Source organism: Microbacterium sp. 1262 (assembly GCF_040544895.1).
GTDB classification, from domain to species: Bacteria; Actinomycetota; Actinomycetes; order Actinomycetales; family Microbacteriaceae; genus Microbacterium; species Microbacterium plantarum.
In genome coordinates, this window is sequence record NZ_JBEPKU010000001.1 from 748,979 (window position 1) to 774,098 (window position 25,120).

At 70.2% G+C, this 25,120-nt stretch carries 20 protein-coding genes; 9 read left to right on the forward strand and 11 right to left on the reverse strand.

Annotation, left to right across the window (positions count from 1 at the left end; translation table 11 throughout):
• The first annotated feature begins 22 nt into the window (after positions 1-22).
• Positions 23-1,045: a 1-aminocyclopropane-1-carboxylate deaminase gene (locus ABIC53_RS03575; protein WP_282501065.1), complete on the forward strand. Its 1,023-nt coding sequence runs from the start codon at positions 23-25 to the stop codon at positions 1,043-1,045.
• A gap of 5 nt (positions 1,046-1,050) precedes the next feature.
• Here ABIC53_RS03575 and ABIC53_RS03580 read toward each other — a convergent pair whose 3' ends face one another.
• A complete protein-coding gene (locus tag ABIC53_RS03580; protein ID WP_282501064.1) occupies positions 1,051-2,178 on the reverse strand; it encodes a class I SAM-dependent methyltransferase in 1,128 nt (375 codons plus the stop codon).
• Between the two features lie 67 nt (positions 2,179-2,245).
• Between ABIC53_RS03580 and ABIC53_RS03585 the strand changes: the two genes are divergently transcribed.
• Positions 2,246-2,641, forward strand: coding sequence for a DoxX family protein (locus ABIC53_RS03585; RefSeq protein WP_274179570.1), 396 nt, complete (start codon positions 2,246-2,248; stop codon positions 2,639-2,641).
• Here ABIC53_RS03585 and ABIC53_RS03590 read toward each other — a convergent pair.
• The gene (locus tag ABIC53_RS03590; RefSeq protein WP_269266033.1) at positions 2,620-3,273 is read right to left on the reverse strand and encodes a response regulator; all 654 of its coding nucleotides are present in this window, start codon (positions 3,271-3,273) and stop codon (positions 2,620-2,622) included. The two genes, ABIC53_RS03585 and ABIC53_RS03590, sit on opposite strands and share 22 nt — an antisense overlap.
• Positions 3,270-4,943, reverse strand: coding sequence for a sensor histidine kinase (locus ABIC53_RS03595; protein WP_354450455.1), 1,674 nt, complete (start codon positions 4,941-4,943; stop codon positions 3,270-3,272). The genes ABIC53_RS03590 and ABIC53_RS03595 overlap by 4 nt, the downstream gene beginning before the upstream one ends.
• Before the next feature lie 153 nt (positions 4,944-5,096).
• On the opposite strand from ABIC53_RS03595, the gene citH reads away from it, so the two are divergent.
• Positions 5,097-6,626 (forward strand): citrate transporter CitH, encoded by a 1,530-nt coding sequence (citH, locus tag ABIC53_RS03600; protein ID WP_354450457.1) that lies wholly within the window; start codon positions 5,097-5,099, stop codon positions 6,624-6,626.
• A 6-nt stretch (positions 6,627-6,632) separates the two neighbouring features.
• Here the strand turns inward: citH and ABIC53_RS03605 are convergent, their stop codons facing one another.
• Positions 6,633-7,646 carry a Gfo/Idh/MocA family protein gene (locus ABIC53_RS03605; protein ID WP_354450459.1) on the reverse strand — a complete coding sequence of 338 codons (1,014 nt, stop codon included), beginning with the start codon at positions 7,644-7,646 and terminating at the stop codon, positions 6,633-6,635.
• 51 nt (positions 7,647-7,697) lie between these two features.
• Between ABIC53_RS03605 and ABIC53_RS03610 the strand changes: the two genes are divergently transcribed.
• Positions 7,698-9,029 (forward strand): M20/M25/M40 family metallo-hydrolase, encoded by a 1,332-nt coding sequence (locus tag ABIC53_RS03610; protein ID WP_354450461.1) that lies wholly within the window; start codon positions 7,698-7,700, stop codon positions 9,027-9,029.
• Here the strand turns inward: ABIC53_RS03610 and ABIC53_RS03615 are convergent.
• Positions 9,022-9,534, reverse strand: coding sequence for a hypothetical protein (locus ABIC53_RS03615; RefSeq protein WP_354450463.1), 513 nt, complete (start codon positions 9,532-9,534; stop codon positions 9,022-9,024). The genes ABIC53_RS03610 and ABIC53_RS03615 overlap by 8 nt on opposite strands.
• A 187-nt stretch (positions 9,535-9,721) precedes the next feature.
• On the opposite strand from ABIC53_RS03615, the gene ABIC53_RS03620 reads away from it, so the two are divergent.
• From ABIC53_RS03620 to mmsB, 5 genes are all read left to right on the forward strand, one after another.
• Entirely contained in the window at positions 9,722-10,729 is a 1,008-nt protein-coding gene (locus tag ABIC53_RS03620; protein WP_354450465.1) for a LacI family DNA-binding transcriptional regulator, read from the forward strand.
• 157 nt (positions 10,730-10,886) lie between these two features.
• Positions 10,887-11,603: an L-ribulose-5-phosphate 4-epimerase gene (locus ABIC53_RS03625; protein ID WP_502915545.1), complete on the forward strand. Its 717-nt coding sequence runs from the start codon at positions 10,887-10,889 to the stop codon at positions 11,601-11,603.
• Between the two features lie 63 nt (positions 11,604-11,666).
• Positions 11,667-12,794, forward strand: coding sequence for a multiple monosaccharide ABC transporter substrate-binding protein (gene chvE / locus ABIC53_RS03630; RefSeq protein ID WP_181574275.1), 1,128 nt, complete (start codon positions 11,667-11,669; stop codon positions 12,792-12,794).
• 97 nt (positions 12,795-12,891) lie between these two features.
• Positions 12,892-14,421, forward strand: a complete 1,530-nt coding sequence (mmsA, locus tag ABIC53_RS03635) for a multiple monosaccharide ABC transporter ATP-binding protein (RefSeq protein ID WP_112617952.1) — start codon at positions 12,892-12,894, stop codon at positions 14,419-14,421.
• Between the two features lie 23 nt (positions 14,422-14,444).
• Positions 14,445-15,677 carry a multiple monosaccharide ABC transporter permease gene (gene mmsB, locus ABIC53_RS03640; RefSeq protein WP_094261340.1) on the forward strand — a complete coding sequence of 411 codons (1,233 nt, stop codon included), beginning with the start codon at positions 14,445-14,447 and terminating at the stop codon, positions 15,675-15,677.
• 94 nt (positions 15,678-15,771) lie between these two features.
• Here mmsB and ABIC53_RS03645 read toward each other — a convergent pair whose 3' ends face one another.
• From ABIC53_RS03645 to ABIC53_RS03670, 6 genes are read right to left on the reverse strand one after another with little or no spacing between them, the layout of a single operon-like run.
• On the reverse strand, positions 15,772-16,713 hold the full coding sequence (locus ABIC53_RS03645) for a quinone oxidoreductase family protein (protein ID WP_354450468.1): 942 nt from the start codon (positions 16,711-16,713) through the stop codon (positions 15,772-15,774).
• Between the two features lie 20 nt (positions 16,714-16,733).
• Entirely contained in the window at positions 16,734-20,687 is a 3,954-nt protein-coding gene (hrpA, locus tag ABIC53_RS03650; protein ID WP_354450470.1) for an ATP-dependent RNA helicase HrpA, read from the reverse strand.
• A gap of 31 nt (positions 20,688-20,718) precedes the next feature.
• The gene (locus ABIC53_RS03655; RefSeq protein WP_323985843.1) at positions 20,719-21,501 is read right to left on the reverse strand and encodes a hypothetical protein; all 783 of its coding nucleotides are present in this window, start codon (positions 21,499-21,501) and stop codon (positions 20,719-20,721) included.
• A complete protein-coding gene (locus ABIC53_RS03660; RefSeq protein ID WP_354450472.1) occupies positions 21,498-22,979 on the reverse strand; it encodes a protein kinase in 1,482 nt (493 codons plus the stop codon). Before ABIC53_RS03660 ends, ABIC53_RS03655 begins: the two co-directional genes overlap by 4 nt.
• Entirely contained in the window at positions 22,972-23,826 is an 855-nt protein-coding gene (locus ABIC53_RS03665) for a PP2C family protein-serine/threonine phosphatase (RefSeq protein ID WP_269266044.1), read from the reverse strand. The genes ABIC53_RS03660 and ABIC53_RS03665 overlap by 8 nt, the downstream gene beginning before the upstream one ends.
• The gene (locus tag ABIC53_RS03670; RefSeq protein WP_354450474.1) at positions 23,826-25,112 is read right to left on the reverse strand and encodes an FHA domain-containing protein; all 1,287 of its coding nucleotides are present in this window, start codon (positions 25,110-25,112) and stop codon (positions 23,826-23,828) included. The genes ABIC53_RS03665 and ABIC53_RS03670 overlap by 1 nt, the downstream gene beginning before the upstream one ends.
• Positions 25,113-25,120: the final 8 nt, after the last annotated feature.

Consider the following 25,120-nt stretch of genomic DNA (forward strand, 5'->3'; position numbering starts at 1 on the left):
CCACCCGACCCCAGGAGAACCGATGTCCCTCGCCGACTTCCCTCGTCACCCGCTCACCTTCGGACCCAGCCCCGTGCACCCGCTGGATCGCCTCTCAGCCCATCTCGGGGGTGCCCGTGTCTGGGCGAAGCGAGAAGACGTGTCGAGCGGCCTCGCATACGGCGGCAACAAGACTCGCAAGCTCGAATACATCATTCCGGATGCTCTCGCTCAGGGCGCCGACACGCTCGTCTCCATCGGCGGGATCCAGTCGAACCACACTCGCCAGGTGGCGGCGGTCGCGGCGCACCTGGGGCTGAAGGCCGTCGTCGTTCAGGAGAACTGGGTTGACTGGCCGGACGCTGTCAACGACCGGGTCGGCAACATCCTGCTCTCGCGGCTCATGGGAGCGGATGTCCGCCTGTCGCCCGCGGGCTTCGACATCGGATTCCGAGACTCGTGGAAGGAAGCGATCGCCGATGTGGAGGCCTCCGGCGGCAAGCCCTATGCGATCCCGGCGGGCGCGAGTGATCACCGCCTCGGCGGACTCGGGTTCGCCAATTGGGCGCACGAGGTGCGCCAGCAGGAAGAGCAGCTCGGTGTGTTCTTCGACACGATCGTCGTCTGCACCGTGACGGGGTCGACCCACGCCGGGATGGTGGCCGGGTTCGCCGACCTCGCGGAGAACTTCGGTGACCGTCCCCGGCGGGTCCTCGGCATCGACGCCTCGGCCACGATCGACAAGACCCGTGACCAGGTGCGCCGGATCGCGCGTCGCACGGCGGAGCTGATCGGTGTCGGCCGTGAGCTGCGCGAGGATGAGATCCAGGTTCTCGAGGGCTGGGCGGGGGAGCGCTACGGCATACCCGTGGACTCGACGGATGAGGCGATCTACCTCACGGGGCGCCTGGAAGGAGTCATCCTCGACCCGGTCTACGAGGGAAAGTCCATGGCGGCTCTGATCGACCTGGTCTCTTCCCGCGACATCCCCGCTGACTCGAACGTGCTCTATGCGCACCTCGGCGGGCAGCAGGCGATCAACGCCTACAGCGGCCGCTACCACTGAGACGGTCAGCGGCGCGTGGACACCGTGACCGTGAACTTCGGGTCTCGGGCCACCTGCCGGGTGGGGCCGACAACGCGCTCGAGCTCCGCTCGGTACTGCAGCGCGGAGTTCCAGACGCACCACAGTTCGCCGCGCGGCCGCAGCACACGCGCCGCATCGCGGAACAAGCGCGGGGCGATGCGGTCGCTCATCGCGGCACCGGAATGGAACGGCGGGTTCAGCGCGATCAGCGACGCGCTCGCATCCGGGCGCCGGGCGAGCAGGTCATCGCGTACCACCTCGACGCGCTCGGACACACCGTTGGCCCGCATCGTGGCCGCCGTGGACGCCACGGCTGCGGCCGATTGATCCGAGGCATACACGCGGACGTCGGGGTGACGGGTGGCCCACGCGGCCGCGACGACTCCCGTGCCGCAGGCGAAGTCGATCCACGGGTCGTCTGCCGTTCCGCCCGGTGCGGTCTCGGGCAGGTTCGCGAGGAGGAGTCGTGTCCCGATGTCGAGGCGCGGACCCGCGAACGCGCCGCCGTACGCGCGGATCTCGATCCCGTCGCTGCGTCCAGATCGCGCCTCGGGAAGCGTCGTCTGCGGGAGTGGACCGCGGGCGACGAGCACCCGGGACTTCCCACGCGCATGCGTGACGTCGAGGCGCTCGAAGGAGCCGCGGAGAACGTCGTTCATCGCGACCGTCATGTGCTTGATTCGCCCTCCGGCGTAGACGACGACGTCGGGGGAGGCCGCCGCCGCGATGGTGGCGGCGATGTCGGCGAGAGCATCGAGCGAGCGTGGCAGCCGAAGCAGCACGACTCGCGCGCCCGCGACGAGCGCGGCATCGAGCGGGAGAGAGGTGAATGTCGCCTGGGGGACGAGACGCTTCGCGTTCGCGGCGAGAGCGGCCTCGCCGCTGAGGGGGTCCTGGTGGACTCGGATGCCCTCGGCTCCGGCGGCCGCAGCGCCCAGGGTGAGCGCGCCGTAGCTGTCTCCGATGACGGTGACCTCGTCGGGGCCCGTTTCGGCGCGGGCAGATTCCGATTCATCCAGGATCAGGAGATCGGCGGCATCGGCGGCGACGAGACCGGGCGCTTCGACGTCGGGCCAGCGGCGGAGAAGAGAAAGATCGAGCGCGCCGGACACCCGGGTAAGCCTAGTGCGGAGAAAGCAAGGGTTCGCCGGGCGGCCGTGGAGCGCGCAGACTGAACGCATGAGAACCGCGCTCCGCTGGCTGCTCGCCGGCGCCATGATCTTCGCCGGCCTGAGCCACCTGTTCTGGGCGCGCCGTGACTTCCAGGCCCAGGTGCCTGACGCGGTCGTCGAGAAGCTCCCGATCGATCGTGATGGCGTCGTCGTCGCCTCCGGAGCGGTGGAGGCACTGTTCGGGGTGGCGCTGCTCGCCTTGCCGCGCGAGCGCTCGCGCATCGGTGCGCTGCTCGCCGCGTTCTTCATCGCCGTCTTCCCCGGCAACATCGATCAGTGGCGAAAGGGACGCAGCGCCTTCGGGCTCGACACCGATCGGCGTCGATTCGTCCGGCTCTTCTTCCAGCCCGTTCTCGTCACGTGGGCCTGGTGGTCGACGCGTCAACCGCGCGACGCTGCGTAACGGTGCTCCGGGCGGCCCGTCGATCCGTAACGCAACCGCACGTCGACGACCCCGCGCGCGGCCATCGCCGCGAGGTGGCGCTGAGCCGTCGCCCGTGAGATACCGCATTCGGTCGCGATCTCGCCCGCCGATGCCTCCCGCGCCCCGAGGGTCGTGAGGATCATCTGCTCGGTCGCCGAGCGCGTCGTGGTGGCGGGACCGCCGTGGACGATCGACAGGGCGCGATCGATGTCGTCCTGCTCCACGTCGGCGGTGTCGAGGACGTTCCGGTAGCGGGCGTACCGCTCCAGGCGCTCGCGGAGAGCGCGGGAATCGAACGGCTTGATCAGGTAGCCGATGGCCCCCGCACGCAGGGCGCGGCGCACCGTCTCGGCATCGGAGGCCGCCGACAGCACGATGGCATCGGTGTCGATCGAGCGCACGAGCTCGACGCCCTCGCCGTCGGGCAGGTAGTTGTCGATGAGAACGAGGTCGGGGCGGTGCTCGGCGATCGCGGAGCGAGCTGTGCCGATCGACCGGGCCGGCTCGAGCGCGCGGAACCCGGGAACCGCGTCGACGGCGTCGCGGTGGAGATCCGCGACGCGGAAGTCGTCGTCGACGACGAGGACCCGGAGCGGGGCTGTCGTGGTCATGAGTCGTCCTCCTCGGGGCGGGGTGCGGTCGGCTCGGTAGTCGCGGTCGTGTCGGGCGCCGCGGTGCGCAGCACGCCCGGCAGCCGGGCGGCGAAAACCGCTCCGGATGCCGCGGAGCCGCGGCCGCCCGGATCGATCAGCCACACGTCGCCGCCGAGACGGCGCGCCAGCTCGCGCGAGAGCGGCAGGCCGATCCCGCGCCCGCGCACGCGGTCGTCGCCCGGCTCCGCAGACGGCGCGAAGACATCGCGGCCGTCCGCCACACCGGACCCCGAGTCGGCGACGGTCGTCACGAGCGCGTCGCCGTCGCCGAAGAAGGTGACCTCTACCCAGCGGGGTTCGGCTTCGTGCGCCGCGGCGGCGACGGCGTTGTCGATGAGATTCCCGATGACGGCCGCGGCATCCTCGACACGCGAGAGCTCTCCGAGGACGAGGGTGTCTTCGCCGACGGCGATGCCCACTCCGCTCGCGGCTGCTTCGGTCGCTTTCGCCGCGAGGAGCGCCTGGAGGAACAGGTCGTCCACCCGCTCGATGCCGGCGACGGCGATCGGAACGCTGCCGCGCTCGAGGAGTTCGTCGAGGAACGCTCGGGCGTCGCCGACCCGCTCGGCGTCGATCAGGCCTGCGGCGACATGCAGGCGGTTCGAGAACTCGTGCCGCTGCACCCGCAGCGCCCCGGTCACGGTCTGAACCGACGAGAGCTGTTCGCCGAGCTCGGCGACATCCGTGTGATCCCGAACGATCACCACGTCCCCGAGCTCGCGGCCACCGCGCCGCACCGGATGCACGTCAACGGCCAGCACGCGGGGGCCTACGACGACACGGTGCAGCGGAAGCCCTTCCATGATCGCGGAGACGACAGCCGCGGGCAGGGGCAGAGCGGAGAGCGGCTGCCCCACGGAGCGCTCGAGACCGAGCAGCTGTTCGGCAGTCGTGGACGCGACCCGCACGACACCGTTCTCGTCGAGGGCGAGCACGCCGTCTCCGATGCCGTCGAGGACCGCGCTCTGCTGCTGCACCAGCGCGGTCAGCTCCTCGGGCTGCAGACCGAGCGTCGTCTTCTCCCAGCGGCGTCGCAGAACCGAGCCCGCGGCGATGCCGATGCCGAGTGCAAGAAGCGCGGCGATCCCGATCGCGAGAAGCACGGACGGCAGGTCGTCGAGCACGCTGCCCTCTTCGAAACCCACACTCACCTCACCCACCGGCTCGCCGCCGTCGGGCGGGAGGACGGGCACTTTGGCGCGTGCCGACCGCCCGAGGGTTCCGACCTCCCAGTCGACGACCTCCTCTCCGGCGAGAACGCGGTCGAACGGGGTGGACACGGTCTCGCCGAGACGATGCGGATCGGGGTGGGCGAGCCGGATGCCGTGGTCGTCGGTGATCACGACGAAGAGCGCGTCCGTGCGCTCGGCGATCGCGAGCGCCGTGCTCTGCAACGATCCGCCGACGAGGTCGGCAGCGTCGGGGGTGCCGGGGTCGTCGGACCAGCGCGCGACCGCCGCGCGAACGTCAGGAGTCGCCGCCACCGAGCGAGCGATGTTGAGGGCGTTCTCTTCCGCGGCGTTTCGCACCTGCGTCACCGCGATCACCGCGAACGCCGCCGTGCACACGAGCAGCACGGTCGCGACGACGGCGAGCTGCACGAGGAAGAGCCGCGTGGTGAACCGCATCCGACCTCTCCTTGCTCGCGCGCAGAATGCGCAGAACACACGCTACGCGCTCAAGTCGCCGGAATGAGCCCAAGCGCGCGGGTCGACGGCGAAGCGACCTAGATTCGACCGATCGCACCGTGGGTCCGTGCGCCCGCCGACGAAGGAGTCGACATGACAAATCCCGCGAACCTCGTGGCCGCCGCCGCGGCCGAAGAGGGGTACGACCTCGCCTTCATCCCGCCCGAGGGTGTTCTCGTCGCCCTCGGGTTCACGATGGTGCTGACCTTCATGGCGCTCATCATGACGCGCCGGCTCACCCCGATGGTCGCGCTCATCATCGTGCCGACGGCATTCGGCCTCTTCGCCGGCGCCGGCCTGGGGCTCGGCGACATGATCATCGACGCCATCACGAGCATGGCGCCGACCGCGGCCCTGCTGATGTTCGCGATCATGTACTTCGGCATCATGATCGACGTGGGGCTCTTCGACCCCCTCATCCGGGTCATCACCCGCGTGCTCAAGGACGATCCCGCCAAGGTCGTGCTCGGTACCGCGGTGCTGGCCGCCGTCGTCTCGCTCGATGGCGACGGCTCGACCACGTTCATCATCACGACCTCGGCGATGCTTCCCATCTACCTCCGCCTGGGAATGAGCCCCGTCGTGCTCACCTGCGTCGCAGGCCTGATGAACGGCACGATGAACATCGTCCCGTGGGGCGGGCCGACCGTGCGTGCGGCGTCGGCGCTCGGTCTGCAGCCGACCGACGTGTTCGTGCCGATGCTGCCCTCGCTGGCGGCCGGCATCGTCGTCTCGCTGACCTTCGCCTGGTTCCTCGGGCTGTCCGAGCGTCGACGGCTCGCGGGCAGCATCGACACGTCCCGTCTCGGCGGGGGAGACGGTGTGCTCGGTGGGCCCAAGCTCTTCCGCGGTGCCGACCCGCGACCGGGCGCGCTGGCCACGCTCCGCACCGGCAACATCGTGACCGTGCGCGGCCGGAAGCCCGTTCCGGCGGCACAGTGGGTCGAGGAGCGCGACACCGCCATGGCCGACACCATGCTCGATCCGAACCGTGCGACGCTGCGTCCGCGCCTGGTGTGGGTCAACCTCGCGCTCACGCTCGTGGTCATGGTCCTGCTCGTCCTCGACCTGTTCCCGCTCGCGTACGTCTTCATGGTGGGCGCGGCGCTCGCTCTCGTCATCAATTTCCCGAAGCTCAAGCAGCAGGCGGACGAGATCGTCGCCCACGCTCCCTCCATCGTCGGCGTGGTCTCGATGGTGCTCGCGGCGGGCGTGCTCGTGGGCGTGCTGAACGGTACGGGGATGGTGGCCGCGATGGCCTCGTGGGTCACCGAAGTGATCCCGTCGCAGCTCGGACCGCACCTCGCAGTGATCACGGGCGTCCTGTCGATCCCGTTCACGTTCTTCATGTCGAACGACGCCTTCTACTTCGGCATCCTCCCGATCCTCGCCGAGAGCGCCGCGACCTATGGCATCGAGCCGGTCGAGATGGCGCGTGCGTCGATCACGGGGCAGCCTGTCCACCTGCAGAGCCCGCTCGTGCCCGCCATCCTGCTCCTCGTGTCGCTGGCGAACGTGAATCTGGGCGACCACCACAAGAAGGTGCTGTGGCGTGCGTCGATCGTGTCGCTCGTGATGCTCGCCGTCGCGGCGCTCGTGGGCGTGGTGCCGTTCGCCGCCTGAGCGGGATCACCCTTCCTGCGGGTAGCGCACGCCGATCTGATCTCGGATATCGTCGAGCACGCCCATGATCGCGACGGTCTCTGCGATCGGCAGAACGTCGCCGTCGGTCCGTCCGGCGGCGACGAGGGCCTCCGCCTCGAGGGCCTGGAACTGCATGCCGCGCCCCTCGATCTCCGAGCGGTACTCCTCGAGGATCGTGCCGTCGTGCGATACGACGCGGAAGTCGGTGGCCGCGTACCAGACGCCCGAAATCTCGACCCGCGCTTCGGTCCCGACGATGTGAGCGGTGTTCGGCCCGGCCCCGCGGGAAGACGACACGGTCGTCGAGACCGCACCCGAGGGGTGGGTCATGACCGTCGCGACCTCGGCGTCGGCGCCCGTCTCCATCAGCCGCGCGAGCGCCCTCACCTGCGTCGGGAGCCCGAGGAGGTCGCAGACGAACGACACGGGGTAGATGCCGAGGTCGAGCAGCGCGCCGCCACCCAGCGAGAGATCGTTGAGACGGTGCGTGGGATCGTCGGAGATCCGCTGCGTGTGATCGGCGAACACCGTCCGGACCTCGCCCAGGGTTCCGGCGGCGACGATCTCGCGCAGGCGGACCATGTGCGGGAGGTAGCGAGTCCACATCGCCTCCATGACGAGGACGCCCGCGTCGGCTGCCAGATCGCACAGCGCCACGGCCTCGTCACGGTTGAGGGTGAACGGCTTCTCCACCAGCACGTGCTTGCCGTGCTGGATCGCGAGCGCGGCGGCGTCGCGATGACCCGGATGCGGGGTGGCGATGTAGATGATGTCGACGTCGGGGTCGGCCGCGAGCTGCTCGTACGAGCCGTGAGCGTGGGGGATGCCGTATTCCTCGGCGAAGCGCGTCGCCGAGTCCTGTGTGCGTGAGCCGACGGCCACGACCTCCCGGCCCGCTGTTCGCAGATCGCGGGTGAACGCGTGGGCGATTCCGCCGGTCGCCAGAATGCCCCATCGCAGGCCGGTGTCGGAGCTGCCGGACGTCGTCTGATTCGTCATAACGCGAGCCTAGCCAGCGGCTGACCGACCCGCGCGGCGTAGGCTCGCAGGGTGGACACCGCTGCCGTCGATCGCTTCCGCGAGCTGTTGCGGATCCCCACCGTCTCGCACGCGGAGCCGGCCCCATCCGACTCGGCCCAGCTCGCGCGCTTCCGCGAGACAGTGCGTCGGCTCTACCCGCGCCTGCACGACGAGCTCGAGTACGAGACGGTGGGGGAGCACGCGATGCTCTACCGGTGGAGCGGCCATGCCTCGGACGCGCCGCTCGTACTCATGGCGCACTACGACGTCGTTCCGGTCGTTCCCGAGGAATGGACGCACCCTCCCTTCGACGCCGTCCTCACCGGCGACGGGGAGGAAGCGACGATCCATGCGCGCGGTGCGATCGACGACAAGGGCTCACTGGTGGCGATTCTCGAAGCCGTCGAGGCTCTCGTCGGGGAAGGATGGCGGCCGGCGCGCGACGTGTATCTCGCCTTCGGGCACGATGAGGAGGTCGCCGGTCTCGGTGCTCCCGCGATCGTGGAGGTGCTGCGCTCCCGTGGCGTCCGGCCGGCGCTCGTCCTCGACGAGGGCGGGGCAGTCGTCTCGGGTGCCGTGCCCGGCGTCGACGTCGAGACCGCGATGATCGGCGTCGCCGAGCGCGGGGTGATGACGCTCGGGCTCACGGCGCGCGAGGCGGGAGGGCACGCGTCCACTCCACCCCCGCTGCCGGCCACCGCGCGACTGGCGCGGGCGATCGACCGGTTGCATCGACACCCGGCGCCCGTGCGGCTCGTGCCGCCGGTGCGGGCGATGTTCCGCACCCTGGCACCATTCGCCCGCGAGCCGTTCCGCTCCATCTTCACCAACCTCTCCGTCACCGGAGCGCTGCTCGCGCGGGCGCTGCCTCGCTTCGGCGCCGAGACCAACGCACTGGTGCGTACGACCGCGGTCGTGACGGAGCTCGACGGGGCGGATGGCGAGAACGTGCTCGCCACGGCTGCTCGCGCAGCCGTCAACATCCGCCTGCTCACGGGCGACTCGGTTGCTGCGGCAACCGAGCGCGCGCGGCGAGCGATCGCCGATCCCCAGATCGAGATCGAGGTTCGCCACGGCTCGGACCCATCGCCCGTGTCACCCTGGCGCGGCGAGGGATGGCGCCGGATCGCGAGTGCGGTCGGTTCCGCTCTCGGCGAGGACGTCGTCTCCACGCCGTACCTGCAGCTCGGGGCGAGCGACAGCCGGTGGTTCACCGCGATCTGCGAGAACGTCTACCGATTCGCGCCGTCCCGGCTGACCGCCTCCGAGCGCGAAGCGCTTCACGCGCACGACGAGCGGATCCGCGTGCACGTGTGGCTTCGCGGGATCGAGTTCTACCGCGACCTGTTGCGACTCAGCTGACGGGGGAACGCCGGGGCGGCGAATCGGAGACGCCGGTGAGGAACGCGACGATCTCGTCGGCGCTCGCCGAGATCTCGGGTCCGCGACCGAAGGTCCAGCCGGCGTCGGTCGCGCGCACGGTGTGGCCTGCGATGGCGGCCCGTCGTGCGAACGGGGCGCTCGTCGAGGCCGCGAGCGCGATCGCGCCCGCGATATCGAACGGGAGCGGACGCCGGTCGCTCGGCAAACGGAGGTAGGCACGCGCGACCGCCGTGAGTTCTCGGACGCTGCGCCGTCGCCCCCGCGCGATACGGCCGGCGAGTTCGGCGAGGGAAGCGCCGTCGTCGTCGCCCGACAGGCCTGCTTCGTCGACGAAGGCGCGGCGGCGATCGAATGGAGCACCGTCGAGCGCGGAAGCGGCGAGGGCGACCACCGTCGCGATCTGCCCACGGCGGTCGGAGGGGGCCGCCGCGGCGTCATCCGCCGACCGGTGACTCAAAGGCAGAAAGCGCGCCAGGTCGGACATGCGGTCAGCATACGGCGGTGTCGGGGCGGGAGGGCTTCTCGCCGCGGGTGTGACGCGCACCGCGGTCGTCACATGGCCGCGGAGCGCTCCGTGTGACTGTCACATAGAGCGGACGACGTGTTTTCGAAACCCGCGGTGCATAATGGGCACGAGCCGATGTGAACGTGCGCATCGGGCCGGAGGAACCATGAGCGAAGACGCTACGGGCCGTCGCCCGAGCATTCGCGATGTCGCGCGTCTGGCCGGTGTGTCCCATCAGACGGTCTCGCGCGTGCTCAACAATCATCCGAGCATCCGCGCGGAGACGAAGGATCGCGTGCTCGCGGTCATGGCGGAACTCGACTACAGCCCCAATCGGGCGGCCCGCGCGCTCGTCACGAGCAGGTCGCACACGATCGGAGTGCTGACGTCGTCGGCGACCCAGTACGGTCCCGCGTCCTCGATCGCGGCGATCGAGGCGGCCGCGCGCGAACGCGGCTACTGGGTCTCCACCGCCAACGTCGACGCCCGGGATCCGAGCTCGATCCAGGCCGGGCTCGCGCACCTGGTGGCCCAGGCGGTCGAGGGACTCGTCGTGATCGCGCCGCAGGTGCGCGTGTTCCGTGCCCTGGCCGCCCAGCCGATCGGCATCCCGTACGTCACGCTGCAGTCCACCGAGGTGGATCCCGGCCACGCCCTGTCGGTCGACCAGATCGCCGGCGCCCGACTGGCCACACGGCACCTCATCGAGCTCGGCCACCGGTCGATCTACCACATCGCCGGCCCCCAGGACTGGATCGAGGCTGAGGCGCGGATGCGCGGATTCCTCGAGGAGATGAGCGATTCCGACATCCCGACGACGGCGCCGGTGCTGGGGGACTGGACGGCCGAATTCGGCTACTACGCCGGGCGCGAGCTGCTCCGGGTCCGTGACTTCACCGCGATCTTCTCGTCGAACGATCAGATGGCGCTCGGGCTCCTGCACGCCATCCGCGATGAGGGGCTGGACTGTCCGCGCGACATCAGCATCATCGGGTTCGATGACATCCCCGAGGCCGCGCACTTCTGGCCGCCGCTGTCGACCGTGCGTCAGGACTTCGCCGAGCTGGGGCGTCGTTGCGTGGATCTGCTGCTCGGCCAGGGCACGGGCGAGGTGGACCCGGCGGTGCTCGTGCCCGAGCTGGTCGTTCGCTCGTCCACCGGCCCGCGCCGCTGAGTCGTCGTTATCGATCCGAGACACGCCGGGAGTTGACACCCCCGTTCGGACCGTGGCTATAGTGTCGCAATGTGAACGGTCACATCGATCGTCACACGATCGAGGCCCGCCGATGGTGGCCGGGCGAAGGAGCACTCGAGTGGCACGCAACGCAGCGATCAGCAGCGAGTACGTCGACGGCGTGAAGGTCGAAGTCGCGGTGGCGCGGGTTCGGGCCGAGGTGGCGTCGTTGCACGCGGAGCTGGTGCGTTACGGGCTGGTCGTGTGGACCGGTGGCAACGTGTCGGGGCGGGTTCCGGGGGCTGATCTGTTCGTGATCAAGCCGTCGGGGGTGTCGTATGACGAGTTGGCTCCGGAGAACATGATCGTGTGTGATCTGGACGGCAATGTGGTGCCGGGGACGCCGGGCAGTGACCGGTCGCCGTCCAGTGATACGGCGGCGCATGCGTATGTGTATCGGAACATGCCCGAGGTGGGTGGTGTGGTGCATACGCATTCGACGTATGCGGTGGCGTGGGCGGCGCGGGGTGAGGAGATCCCGTGTGTGATCACGGCGATGGCCGATGAGTTCGGGGGGCCGATCCCGGTGGGTCCGTTCGCGATCATCGGTGATGACTCGATCGGTCGGGGGATCGTGGACACGCTTCGGGGGCATCGTTCCCGGGCGGTGTTGATGCAGAACCATGGGCCGTTCACGATCGGGACGAGCGCGAAGGATGCGGTCAAGGCTGCGGTGATGGTGGAGGACGTGGCTCGCACGGTCCACATCGCCCGGCAGGCGGGGGAGTTGCTCCCGATTCCGCAGGACGCGATCGATGCGCTGTACGACCGGTATCAGAACGTTTACGGACAGACCACCGACGACCGCCGGTAGCCCCGCACCGGGGCGCGGTCACCATTTCCCGCAAGACAGTGAAGTCACTGGAAAGGACACACAGTGAACAAGAAGTTCCTGTACGCAGCAGCGACGCTCGCCGTCGGCGCCCTGGCGCTCTCGGCATGCTCCAGCACCGGCGGCGGCGCCGGCGGCGGTGAGGGCGGCGGAGACGGCGGCCTCATCGGCGTCGCGATGCCCACCAAGAGCTCGGAGCGCTGGATCCAGGACGGCAACGCCGTCAAGAAGGCTCTGGAGGACCAGGGATACCAGGTCGACCTCCAGTACGCCGAGGACGACATCCCGACCCAGGTCTCGCAGATCGAGAACATGATCACCAAGGGTGCCGAGGCGCTCATCGTGGCCTCGATCGACGGCACGACACTGACCGAGGCGCTGCAGAACGCCGCCGACGCGGAGATCCCCGTCATCGCCTACGACCGACTGATCAAGGGCACCGAGAACGTCGATTACTACGCGACGTTCGACAACGCGCTCGTCGGTCGTCAGCAGGCCTGGACGGTCCTGAACGGCCTCGGGCTGACCGACCTCGAGGGCAAGCCGCTCGACGGCGCGCCGGCCGGTCCCTTCAACATCGAGCTGTTCGCCGGCTCGCTCGACGACAACAACGCGTTCTTCTTCTGGGACGGCGCGATGGAGGTCCTCGAGCCGCTGATCGACGACGGCACCCTCGTGGTCAAGTCGGGTCAGACCGACATCGAGCAGGCCGCAACGCTGCGCTGGGACGGCGAGACCGCCCAGAGCCGCATGGAGGACATCCTGACGGCCAACTACTCCGACGGCACGCAGGTCGACGCCGTCCTCTCGCCCTACGACGGCATCTCGCGAGGCATCATCTCCGCGCTCGAGGGCGCGGGATACTCCACCGGCGCCGAGTGGCCGATCATCTCGGGCCAGGACGCCGAGGTCGACTCGGTCAAGGCGATCCTCGCCGGTGAGCAGTACGCGACCATCTTCAAGGACACCCGCGAGCTCGCCAAGGTCGCGGCGGACATGGCCGCCGCTGCCCTGAAGGGCGAGGAGCCCGAGGTCAACGACACCGAGACGTACGACAACGACGTCAAGGTCGTGCCCTCCTTCCTGCTGGCGCCGGTTCCCGTCGTGAAGGACAACGTGGAGTCGTCGCTCGTCGACACCGGTTACTGGACCGCCGAAGAGCTCGGTCTCTGAGCCGCGGCATCCGCCCATCCTCGGAACGGCGGCGGGAGCGAACCGCTCCCGCCGCCGCACCCGAGAAATCATCCACCCCCACAAGGAAGTCGGAGACGTGAGCGAAACCATCCTCGAGATGCGCGGGATCACCAAGACCTTCCCCGGCGTCAAGGCGCTCTCGAATGTCAATCTCGCCGTCCAGCGCGGCGAGATCCATGCGATCTGCGGTGAGAACGGCGCGGGGAAGTCGACCCTCATGAAGGTGCTGTCCGGGGTCTACCCGCACGGCACCTACGACGGCGAGATCGTCTACGCGGGCGACACCGTCGAGTTCAAGAATCTGCGCGACAGCGAGGCGCGCGGGATCGTCATCATCCACCAGGAGCTGGCGCTCAGCCCGTACCTGTCGATCGCCGAGAACATCTTCCTGAACAACGAGCGGAAGGGCGCCGGCGGCCTCATCGACTGGAACAAGACCAACTTCGCCGCGGCCGAGCTGCTGCGTCGCGTCGGGCTCAAGGAGAACCCGACGACGAAGGTCAACCAGATCGGCGTCGGCAAGCAGCAGCTCGTCGAGATCGCCAAGGCCCTGTCGAAGGAGGTCAAGCTGCTGATCCTCGACGAGCCGACCGCCGCGCTCAACGACGAGGACTCCGACCACCTGCTCGATCTGATCCTGAGCCTGCGCGAGCAGGGCATCACGTCGATCATCATCAGCCACAAGCTGAACGAGATCAAGAAGGTCGCCGACACCGTCACGGTCATCCGCGACGGCAAGACGATCGAGACGATCTCGAAGAACGACGTCACCGAGGACCGCATCATCAAGGACATGGTGGGGCGCGACCTCGAGCACCGCTATCCCGATCACGAGCCGCAGATCGGCGACGAGCTGCTGCGGGTCGAGAACTGGACCGCGCACCACCCGCAGGACCCCACCCGCGTCGTCGTCGACGACGTTTCGGTGACGGTCCGTGCGGGCGAGATCGTCGGCATCGCCGGGCTCATGGGCGCCGGACGTACCGAGTTCGCGATGAGCCTGTTCGGCCACAGCTACGGCACCCGCATCTCGGGCAAGGTGTTCATGCGCGGCAAGGAGATCCGCACGCGCACCGTCTCGGAGGCCATCGCCAACGGGCTCGCGTACGCCACCGAGGATCGCAAGACCTACGGGCTGAACCTCATCGAGGACATCAAGCGCAACATCTCGATGGCGTCGCTGAAGAAGCTCGAGAAGGCGGGTCTGGTCGACGACAACGAGGAGTTCTCCGTCGCGAACCAGTACCGCAAGAGCATGAACATCAAGGCGCCGACCGTCCTCGCCAAGACCGGGAAGCTCTCGGGCGGCAACCAGCAGAAGGTCGTGCTGTCGAAGTGGATCTACTCCGACCCTGAGGTGCTCATCCTCGACGAGCCCACGCGCGGCATCGACGTGGGGGCGAAGTACGAGATCTACACGATCATCAACAAGCTCGCCGCAGCGGGGAAGGGGATCATCGTGATCTCGTCCGAGCTGCCCGAACTGCTCGGCATCTCCGACCGTGTGTACGCCCTCTCCGAGGGGCGCATCACCGGTGAGCTGCCCATCGCCGACGCGACCCCCGAGTCGGTCCTCAAACTCATGACCATGGAGAAGCCCCGCTGAGCGGGGCCGCAGGAGATCCTCGAATGTCTCAGAACACGATCGCTCCCGAAACCGCCGCCGGCGGCGGGATCAACCCGAACGAGAACCGCTTCACGCGGTGGCTCGGACACATCCTCGCCGACCTCGGCAAGAACGGTATCTTCATCGCGCTGATCGCGGTGGTCGCCCTCTTCGCCATCCTCACCAACGGCATCCTGCTGCGCCCGCAGAACCTGTCGAACCTGGTCGTCCAGAACGGTTACATCCTGGTGCTGGCGATCGGCATGGTGATGATCATCATCGCCGGCCACATCGACCTCTCCGTCGGATCGGTCGCAGCCTTCATCGGCGCCGTGTCCGGTGTGTTCGCGGTCAAGATGGGGATGCCGTGGTGGCTCGCCATCGTCCTGTCCCTCCTGATCGGCGCGCTCGTGGGAGCCTGGCAGGGCTTCTGGGTGGCCTACGTCGGCATACCCGCGTTCATCGTGACATTGGCGGGCATGCTCATCTTCCGCGGGCTCGCGCTCGTGGTGCTGGGCAACGCGAACATCGGCTCGTTCCCCACCGAGTACCGAGCGCTCGGCAACGGCTTCCTGGCGGGCATCTTCGGCGAATCCGATCCCGACCTGTTCACCCTCGTCATCGGTGCGCTCGGCATCGTCGCGCTGATCGTGCAGCAGTGGCGGACCCGCGCCGGACGCCAGAAGTACTCGCAGGACGTCGAGCCGCTCGTCTGGTTCGTCGCGAAGCTCGCGCTCATCGCGGTCGTCATCGGGTGGTTCACGTGGGCCCTCGCCTCGTACAAGGGCATCCCCGTCACCCTGATCGTGCTCGCGGTGCTGGTGCTGGTGTACGGCATCGTCATGAACCGCACCGTGTTCGGCCGTCACATCTACGCGATCGGCGGCAACCGCCACGCGGCCGAGCTCTCGGGCATCAAGACGCGCCGCGCGGACTTCTGGCTGTTCGTCAACATGGGGGTGCTCGCCGCTCTCGCCGGTCTCATCTTCACCGCCCGACTGAACCTCGCCGGGCCCAAGGCCGGTGACGGATTCGAGCTCGAGGCGATCTCCGCGGCCTTCATCGGCGGTGCGGCGGTGCAGGGTGGTGTCGGCACCATCGGCGGCGCGATCATCGGTGGTCTGATCATCGGTGTGCTGAACAACGGCATGTCGATCATGGGCATCGGCATCGAGTGGCAGCAGGCCGTGAAGGGTCTCGTGCTGCTGCTGGCCGTCGCCTTCGACGTCTACAACAAGCGGCGCTCGGGCAACTGACGACCCGCGCCTGAGCGAAGCGGCGCCCGCGCCGGCATCCTTCCGAGGATCGCCGGTGCGGGCGCCGCTTCGCTGTGGTCGGGGGAGCTGCCGGTCAGGGCAGGAGCGTGATCTTGCCCGGAGTGTGTGCGGCGACGAGACGGTGCGCCTCTGCGGCCTCGGCGAGGGGCAGTTCGGGTCCGAGCTCGACGCGGAAGGCGCCGGCGGCGAGCAGCGCCGCGGCCACCGGGATCGCCTCCGCCCGCCAGGCCACCTGCTGCTCGGTGAGCGGCTCGGGGCTTCCCCCGGAGAACGCGCGGATGCCGAGCCCCGCGGCATCCGCTCCGCGCACGATCGTCGCGATGCGGGAGCGGTCGGCGACCAGCTCGAGCGAGACGTCGAGCGCTTCGTCGGTGCCGGCGCAGTCGAGGGCCACGGTCACCCCCTGCGGGGCGGCCGCGCGGACACGGTCGGCGAGGCCGTCGCCGTACCCGACGGGCGTTGCGCCGAGGTCGCGGACACGGTCCGAGCGGGCCTCGCTCGCCGTGGCGATGACAGCAGCTCCCCTCAGCCGGGCGAACTGGATCGCCGCCTGACCGACCGAGCCGCTGCCGCCGTGCAGCAGCAGGGTGTCGGCGGGTCCGACGTCGAGCGAGCGCAGCGACTGATACGCCGTCGCCACGGGGATGCCGAGAGCGGCGCCGACCGCGGGGGAGACCCCGGCGGGGAGCGGCGTCAGCTTGTCGGGCGTGACGACGATGTCGGTCGCATAGACGCCGCTCGCCCCGAAGACCACGACCTCGTCCCCGACACGGAAGCCGTCGACATCCGCGCCGACCGCCGTGACAACGCCGGCGCCGTCATTACCGACGCGCCGCGGCTTCGAGATCGTGGCCGACGGCCGCAGGCCCGCCCGCAGCTTGTGGTCGATCGGGTTCACACCGGCCGCTGTCACGCGTACACACACCTGGCCGGGGCCCGGAGCGGGCACCTCGATGTCGCTGAGGGAGAGGACCTCGGGTCCGCCGAACTCGGAATACGTCACTGCGTGAGCCATGGGGCCACGCTACCGACTGATCAGCCCTTGCCGGCCAGCGTCTTGGTGATCCGCTGGATCGACACGGGCTCGGCGGTGCCGAGACGCTGTGCGAAGAGGCTGACGCGGTACTCCTCCAGCAGCCAGCGCGCGTGTCGCAGGTTCGGCGGAGCGTCGTCCGCTGGTGGGATCGTCCCGCCTGCTTCGGTGAACAGCGTCGCGGCGCGCTCGTACTCGGTGAGGCGCTGCCGGTCGCGTCCGGGGTTGTCGCTCAGGGACGACACCCGTTCGAGAGCGCCCTGGAGGTACCGCGGCAGGTGCGCGAGCCGGGACGTGCCGGTCCTCGACAGGAAGCCGGGGAACACCAGGCCGGCCAGTTGCTGCTTCACGTCGCCGAGAGCGGCGAGCAGGACCATCGAGTTCTCCTTGCGGATCGCCCGCTCGACGTCGCGCTGAAGGGTGAGGATCCGCGCGCTCAGCGAGACGGTCTGGAACAGCTCCTCGACCACGGCCGCCGAGAACGCGGCGCGCACCGCCTGGAACTGCGCCGGCGTGCGGACGGATGTCGCCGTGCGGTCGATGACAGCATCCGCGACAGCGACACGCGCATCCTCGATGAGTGCCTTCGCCGACGCGTACGGGGATGCCGCGAGCGCGAGCTTCTCGGGCGCAGTGAGGTGGTCGAGGACGTACGTGGCCGGAGAGGGGACGGAGAGCAGGACGAGTCGCCTGACGCCCGCGCGGGTCAGGCGATGGGCCCGCTCGGGGGTCGCCTCGATGCGCAGGGCGACGGATGCTCCCTCGTCGACGAGGGCGGGATACCCCCGCACGACGCCGCCGGCGACCCTGGTGTCGACGAGCTCGGGAAGATCGCCGAAGGTCCAGTCGGTCAGGCCGGTCTGCTCGACGATCCCGGTCCGCTGGTTGCCTTCCGGTCCGGCACCCGTCGGCGCGGCCGGTGACGCTGCGGCGGGCTGCGCGCCGGGACGCGGGGCGGCCTTCGCGAGGGAGCGGGCGACGGAGGCCCGGCTGCGGTTCGCGAGTCGCTGCTGCAGCTCGGCGAGGTCGCGCGACGAGCCGAGCGGGCGCCCGCGCTCGTCGACGGCGCGGAAAGACATCGACAGGTGCGCCGGCACGCGTTCGAGGTCGAAGTCCGATGACGTGACCGGCTGATTCGCGACCCGCTGGATGCGCGCAGCGAGCGCGTCGCGCAGCGTCAGGGCGGGCAGGCCGTTCCGCGACTCGGGCCCATCGCCGGCGAGTTCCTCGGCGAACCGGGAAGCCCAGTCCGCGGCGGGCACGACGTGCCGGCGGATCGCCTTGGGGAGAGCACGCAGGAGGCCCGCGATCAACTCGTCGCGCAGCCCCGGCACCTGCCAGTCGAACCCGTCCGGGCGGAGCGAGGCGAGCAGCGCGAGGGGGACGACCACGCTGACGCCGTCGTCGGGCGCGCCGGGTTCGAAGCGGTACGCGAGCGACAGCACCTGATCGCCCTGGCGCCAGCGGGCGGGGAAGGCGCGCTCGTCGCTTCCCGCGGCATCTCCGGCGAGGTCGCTCTCGGTCATGTCGAGCAGACGCGGCGTGCGAGCGGCGGCGTCGCGCCACCACGCTTCGAAGGATCGGACATCGAACACGTCGCGCGGGATGCGGGCGTCGTAGAACGCGAACACCGCTTCGTCGCCCACGAGGATGTCGCGACGCCGTTCGCGTTCCTCGATCTTCTCGAGGCGTCGCCGCAGCTCGAGGTTGCGGCGCTCGAACGCCGTCAGGCGCTTGTCGAGGTGCGCGGAGTTCCAGTCGCCCTCGACCAGCGCGTGCCGGAGGAACAGCTCGCGGGCGAGCTCACGGTCGCGCCCGGCCAGCTGCACTCGCCGGCGCGGCACGATCTCGACCCCGAAGAGGGTGACCTTCTCGGCGGCGACGGCGGCTCCGGCATCCTTCGACCAATGCGGATCGCTCATCGAGCGGTGCGCCAGATCTCCGGCGAGTTCTTCGGCCCAAGCGGGGTCGATCGCCGCCACCGTGCGGGCGTACAGGCGCGAGGTCTCGACGAGCTCAGCGGCCATCACGGCGTCCGGTGACGCCTTGCGCAGACCCGAGCCGGGGAAGATCGCGAACTTCGCGCCGCGGGCGCCGCGGTACTCGGCACGGGGGCGCTGGGGCTTGCCGCCGCCGCTTCGACCGGCCGCGGTCCGCGTGGCCGAGGTGCTCCGGGTGTCGAGAATGCCGATCTGCGAGAGGAGACCGGCCAGGATCGCACGGTGCACATGGTCGGGCTGCGCGGCGCCCGTCGTCGCGATGGGCTCGTCGCGTCCGCGCTTCCCGCGGTCGCGGTCTCCGCGGGCGAGCGCGCTCAGCTGGCGGTGGACGTCGAACCATTCCCGCACGCGGACGTAGTTCAGGTGTTCTGCGCGGCAGGTGCGGCGGAACGCGCTGGAACCGAGCTCGCGCTGCTGGTCCTGCAGGTGGTTCCACAGGTTGAGCAGCGTCAGGAAGTCGCTCGTCGGATCGGTGAACCGGGCATGCAGCCGGTCGGCTTCCTCGCGCCGCTCTTCGGGGCGCTCCCGCACGTCCTGAATCGACATGCCCGCCACGATCGCGAGGACGTCGCGCGTCACGCCGAGCGTGCGTGCCTCGACGAGCATGCGCGCGAAACGCGGATCGATCGGAAGACGCGAGATCTCGCGGCCGGTGTCCGTCAGGCGCCAGGCGCCCTTCTCGTCGCGGCGCACCGCCCGCAGCTCCACGAGCAGATCGAAGGCCGCCTTCACACCGCGGGAGTCGGGCGGGGTCAGGAACGGGAAGTCGGCGATGTCGCCGAACCCGAGCGCGAGCATCTGCAGCACCACCGACGCGAGCGATGTCCGCAGGATCTCCGGCTCGGTGAACTCGGGCCGCGAGATGAAATCGTCCTCGGCGTAGAGGCGGATCGCGATACCCGCCGAGGTTCGGCCGGCACGCCCGGCGCGCTGCTGCGCGGAGGCCTGCGACACGGCCTCGATCGGCAGCCGCTGGATCTTCGACCGGTTGCTGTAGCGCGAGATGCGCGCCGTTCCGGCGTCGACGACGTAGCGGATGCCGGGGACGGTGAGGCTCGTCTCGGCGACGTTGGTCGCGAGGATGACCCGGCGCCGGACTCCGGCGACCCGCGAGGGCTCGAAGACGCGGTGCTGTTCCGCGGCGGAGAGCCGCCCGTACAGAGGGAGCACCTCGGTGGGGCGGGCATCCTTCGCGTACGCGGAGCGCGCGGCGTCCATCGCGTCGCGGATCTCCGCCTCGCCGGGGAGGAAGACGAGCACATCGCCGTCGGGCTCGCGGTCGAGTTCGCGCAGCGCCGCGATGAGCCCGTCGACATCGTCTGCGGTCGTCTCGTCCTCGCCGTTGTCGTCGTGCGGCCGGTACCGCACCTCGACGGGGTAGGTGCGCCCCGAGACCTCGATGATCGGCGCGGGGGCGCCTTGGGCGTCGGCGAAATGCGCCGCGAAGCTCTCCGGATCGATCGTCGCCGAGGTGACGATGACCTTCAGGTCGGGGCGGCGGGGGAGGATGCGGCGCAGATAGCCGAGAAGGAAGTCGATGTTGAGCGAACGCTCGTGCGCTTCGTCGATGATGATCGTGTCGTACCGGCGCAGCATCCGGTCGCGGTGGATCTCGTTGAGCAGGATGCCGTCGGTGACCAGTGCCACTTGCGTGTCGGCGGAGACCTGATCGGTGAACCGGACCTTGTAGCCGACGGCGCCGCCGAGGGGCACCTCCATCTCGGCGGCGATGCGCTCGGCCACCGTCCGCGCGGCGATCCGGCGCGGCTGAGTGTGGGCGATGCTCGTGCGTCCGAGCTCGAGACAGATCTTCGGCAGCTGAGTGGTCTTGCCCGACCCGGTGGCACCCGCGACGATCACGACCTGGTGGTCTCGGATGGCGCGCGCGATCTCTTCCCGTGCCCCGCTGACGGGCAGCTCAGGCGGGAAGGAGATCACAGGGGCGGGCGAGGACACAGCCCTCCATCGTACGGCGCTGCGGCGCGGTTCAAGCCTGTTCGCTGCGGATCTCGTCGAGCAGTGGCAGATCTGCGGCGGTCACGAGGCGTGAGAGCACCGCGTGCTCGACGAGTCGCGCCCGCCGATTGGTGGCCAGCTTGCCCACGCCGCCGCGGAGGCCGCGCACGCCCTCACGGTCGAGCTTGTCGCAGACGTTGTCGAGCTTGCGGTTGAACGTCGTCAGCGGCCAGCCGAGACGCTCCGCCGCCGCAGCCGACGTCGGCACCTGGCTCGAGCCGACCATGCCTCCCCGGAGGATCGGCTCGCACAAGGCCAGCAGCAGCAGACGCTGGCTGGAGGTCAGCGCGACGGCGCCCACGGTCGTCGTGCCGACGTGGTCATCCGTCGTGCGGGGGAAGCTGTCACGGACGGTGAATCGCGACCCGTCGGTGTGGACCGTCAGCTCGTAGGTGTACGCGCCGGCCGTGAACATGACCACGAGAGCGGGGAAGACCAGGGGAACCCGCGCTCCCGGGCCGAGTACGGCCTGATAGGCGCCGTCGGGAGTGGCGAGACTGACGGAGATCGATTGTCCGATGTTCGACAGCCACCACAGACCGTGCTCGGCATCGATGGCGAGCAGCCGACGGTGCAGGTACGGGTTGGTGTCGATGACGAGGTCGGCGTCGCGGCCGATCGCGTAGGTGGTCCCCGCGACCGGACGGAACCACTCGCCGCAGAACTCGATCGCGACGCTCTCGGCGGTCTCGCCGGCGGCGGCGCCCACCTCCTCGCGGTCGTGCTCGTCGGTGTCGTGCTCGATGGCTGTCATGCTCCTCCTCCGATGATCATCACGATGGCCGTCGCGGCGGCGCCGAGGAGGATGACCCCGGCCCCGACGACCGCGATGACCGTGCCGTTCCCGCGGCGCTTCGCGGCGGTCGCCGCGGGCTGGCGGACGGGCGCCTCCACGCGGACGCGCGCGACCTCCGGGACCTCGCGCGGCGCCCGGGCCCGGTAGCGCTCGCCGTCGGCATCCGGCCCGACCGCGAGACGCTCGGTGTCGACGCGGCCGCGCACCACGTCATCGCGCAGCGCTCGCCGCACGAGGGCCGTCGGCTCGCTGTCGGGACCAGCCAGGGGGAGGTCCTGCGGCGGCCGGGATCCCTGCACGCCGGGGAGGGACCGCGACACCAGACGCGTGTGATCGTCGTCGGGGTCGCTGCTCCGGGCCGACAGGACGGTGCGGTCGTCAGCCTCGGCGGCGTGACGGACGGCCAGAGCGGTGCGGTCTTCGGGGTTGGAGCGCCGCGCCGCCAGTACGGTGCGCTCGTCGGAGTCGTCGACCGGGCCGCGGCGCCGGTCGGCGAGCACGGTGTGGTCGGGGGCGTCGTCGTCGCCTTCGGGTCGGCGCCGACTCGCCAGCACGGTGTGCTCGTCTGCGGGAGAGTGCCGCGTCGACAGCACGGTCCGCTCGTCCTCGTCGGGCGCAGCGTCCGCCGCAGCCGCAGCTTCTTCTTCGACCGGCTCACGGACGTCGAGGTGCGTGACCGGGAGGTGACAGTCCGACTCGATGCGCTGCAGCTCGAGGCCGAACTCGGCGGCAGACGGACCTCGCCCCGCCTCCGTCGACTCGAGGGTCGCGAGGACGAGCGTCTCCAGTTCGGCAGGAACCGAGTCGACCCCCTCGAGCGGCGATGCCGTGTCGGCCACGGGGCGCCCCGTCAAGAGCTCGGTGGCCGCCGCGGCGAGGCCGTGCACATCGGTGGCTCGCGCACGAGGCGACAGGTCATGCCCGTCGCGAAGAAGCAGATCGTCACTGTCGAAGCCGATGATGGCGGGCCAACCGTAATCGGTCGTCAGAACGTTCTCGATACGGATGCGGCCGTGGGCGATTCCGCTCCTGTGGGCGGTCTCGACAGCGCCGCAGAGGCGGACGAGCAGCCGGAGGGTCTCGGGCACGCTCATCGGACGCCGCGAGGCGGTCTCGGCGAGGGCAGCGCGCGAGCAGTACTCCATCACGAGGTACGGTCTGCCGTCGTCGGTCGTGTCAGCGGAGTGCACCGTCGCCGCGCTCGGATGCGTCGTCAGGGCGATCAAGCGCGCGGCGGCTGCGGCGAACGCCGTGCGCTCGCGCTCTCCGAGCGGATGGCGGAAGACCTTGACCGCTACCGGCTTCCTGCCGGCGGCATCCCGGTACAGGTGAACGTCCGCGCGGTCGCTCGACGACAGCACTCGGTCGGGGTTTCGGCCGTCGATGGCCGCAGGGACCGAGACCGGCGGGCGGGACCGACGGCGCAGCTCAGCCATGGTCCGCTCGGCGGCGTCGAGAGCGCGCCGTGGCGACCTCGACCGTCGCGGTGACGGACTCGCTGTTCATGAAGCCGCCGGTCGTGTCCTCGAGCCGAGGACTGATGCCGCCGGCGACGACGTCCAGGACGATCGTGCTGATGTTGTCGCGGCCGCCGTGAGCCAAGGCCTGCGTGACGAGGGACTCCGCGGTCTGCGCGGGGGAGCCGCCCATCATGAGCCCCGCGCGAAGAGCCTCGTCGGAGAGCTCTCCGGTGAGCCCGTCGGAGCAGACGACGATGCGCTCACCGGTGACGATCGGGATGAGCCAGAAATCGGCGCGGCTGCGCTCGCCGCCGATCGCTCGGGTGATGACGTTCCGGCCCTCGTACGTCGACATCTGATCACGGGTCAGCTGCCCGGCATCCACGAGCTCCTGCGCGACCGAATGGTCGATCGTCAACTGCTCGAGGCGCTCGGCGAGCAGACGGTAGACGCGCGAGTCGCCGACGTTGACGATGAGCCAGCGCCGCACCCCGCCCTGCTGCACAGCGACGACGCCGGACAGGGTCGAGCCCGCACCGCGGGAGGTTCCGGCGGCGACGACGGACACCGCGGAATGGGCCCGTTCGACAGCGTCGGCGACCTCCTCCGGGCGCAGGTCGTCGCGGCCCACGAGCGGCCGGAACACCTCGATGACCGCGGCAGATGCGCGATCGCCGGCATCATGTCCGCCCATGCCGTCGGCCACGACGAACACGGGGTACTCGGCCAGCAGAGCGTCCTCGTTCACCGACCGGCGGCGCCCCGTGTCGGTGCGGCTGCCGCTGGTCACATGGACGTCGATCGGAGGAGTGGCGGTGGTCATCAGGCCTCGGTGAGCTGGAGCTCGGCGTCGCCCAAGTGGAAGACGCCCGATACCGGCGTAGGCCCGGAAGCCTCGACATCGTCGGGACCGACGAAGACGCCGTTGGTGGACGCCAGGTCGGTGATCGTCCAGACCGTACCGGTGTGCTGCAACAGCGCGTGCGTCTTCGACACCGTGCGGGTGACATCGTCGATCGCGATGATCTGCGCGTCGGGCGCTGCGTCGGGGGCGACGGGGTTCCGGCCGAGGACGACGGCCGCAGCGGAGAGCGCGACGGACGACCCGTTCGGCAGACGGAGCGTGGCCTGCGGTCCGCGGCGGGCCGCGAGCACGGTGCGCTCATCGACATCCGCCTCATCGTCGACGGGCGCGGCCACCGGCGCGGCCTGCACGACCGGTGGCGCAACCGGCTGCGGTGCCGGCGAAGGCGAAGCCGTCGGAGCGGACCACGACTGGGGGGCCGGATCCGCAACGCCGGGCCCGGCGGGCGGAGGCGGCGGAGCCCAGGGGCTCGCGCTGATCGGCTCGGCTGCGGGGGCGGCGGGCGTCGGCACGCCGGGCGCGGCGTTCGACGGCGCGGCGCTCGCGGGAGCGAAGAGCGGCGGTGCCGGTGGCGCGGCCGGCGCGGGCGACGCGAGAGCGGCCGTGACCGGGGCGGAGGGGACACCGGCATCCGTCGGGGGATTGCGGAAGGGCGCCGGCTCGGCGGGCGCCTCGCGGCCGAGCCACCGGGCGGAACCCCACCCGACGACGCTCGCCCATACCGGGAAGAGCAGGGCGCCCAGCACGACGAACCCCGTGCCCAGGCCGAACCCGCGGCACAGGGAGCGCAGCATCCGGATCTGGATCACCAGCGCGAAGGCGAGGAAGCCCAGCCAGATGAGAGCGGGCACGACCGCCGCGGCAGCCAGGGCGCCGGCGGCGCTTCCGGCGTCGCCGCCGAAGCCGGCGTTGAGGGCGATCCCGGCGAAAACCCCGGCGACGACCCCCGAGATGATCGTGACCAGCACGGCACCGCCTGCCAGCACCGCCGCCCACCAGCCGCGCATTCCGGCGAGGACGTAGAGCTCCCAGAAGTTGAGCACCGGGACCCACGCCCGCCAGGGATCGACACCGGTCTTGCGGAACACCGCCGTCAGCGCGAGCGCGGTCCACACATAAATGCCGATGCCGAGCACCACCTGGACGACTCCGAGCGCCGCGAACGCGCCCGAGGGCCCGCCGTTCCCACCGCCGAGCGCCATGACGGTCGTCGCAGCGTCGATCGTGAAGCCGTGTGCCTTCACCTGTTCTC

Coding starts and splice junctions, on each gene's coding strand:
- ABIC53_RS03575 (WP_282501065.1), top strand. CDS start 23: ATGTCCCTCGCCGACTTCCCTCGTCACCCGCTCACCTTCGGACCCAGC.
- ABIC53_RS03585 (WP_274179570.1), top strand. CDS start 2,246: ATGAGAACCGCGCTCCGCTGGCTGCTCGCCGGCGCCATGATCTTCGCC.
- ABIC53_RS03590 (WP_269266033.1), bottom strand. CDS start 3,273: ATGACCACGACAGCCCCGCTCCGGGTCCTCGTCGTCGACGACGACTTC.
- ABIC53_RS03595 (WP_354450455.1), bottom strand. CDS start 4,943: ATGCGGTTCACCACGCGGCTCTTCCTCGTGCAGCTCGCCGTCGTCGCG.
- citH (WP_354450457.1), top strand. CDS start 5,097: ATGACAAATCCCGCGAACCTCGTGGCCGCCGCCGCGGCCGAAGAGGGG.
- ABIC53_RS03605 (WP_354450459.1), bottom strand. CDS start 7,646: ATGACGAATCAGACGACGTCCGGCAGCTCCGACACCGGCCTGCGATGG.
- ABIC53_RS03615 (WP_354450463.1), bottom strand. CDS start 9,534: ATGTCCGACCTGGCGCGCTTTCTGCCTTTGAGTCACCGGTCGGCGGAT.
- ABIC53_RS03620 (WP_354450465.1), top strand. CDS start 9,722: ATGAGCGAAGACGCTACGGGCCGTCGCCCGAGCATTCGCGATGTCGCG.
- mmsB (WP_094261340.1), top strand. CDS start 14,445: ATGTCTCAGAACACGATCGCTCCCGAAACCGCCGCCGGCGGCGGGATC.
- ABIC53_RS03645 (WP_354450468.1), bottom strand. CDS start 16,713: ATGGCTCACGCAGTGACGTATTCCGAGTTCGGCGGACCCGAGGTCCTC.
- ABIC53_RS03655 (WP_323985843.1), bottom strand. CDS start 21,501: ATGACAGCCATCGAGCACGACACCGACGAGCACGACCGCGAGGAGGTG.
- ABIC53_RS03660 (WP_354450472.1), bottom strand. CDS start 22,979: ATGGCTGAGCTGCGCCGTCGGTCCCGCCCGCCGGTCTCGGTCCCTGCG.
- ABIC53_RS03665 (WP_269266044.1), bottom strand. CDS start 23,826: ATGACCACCGCCACTCCTCCGATCGACGTCCATGTGACCAGCGGCAGC.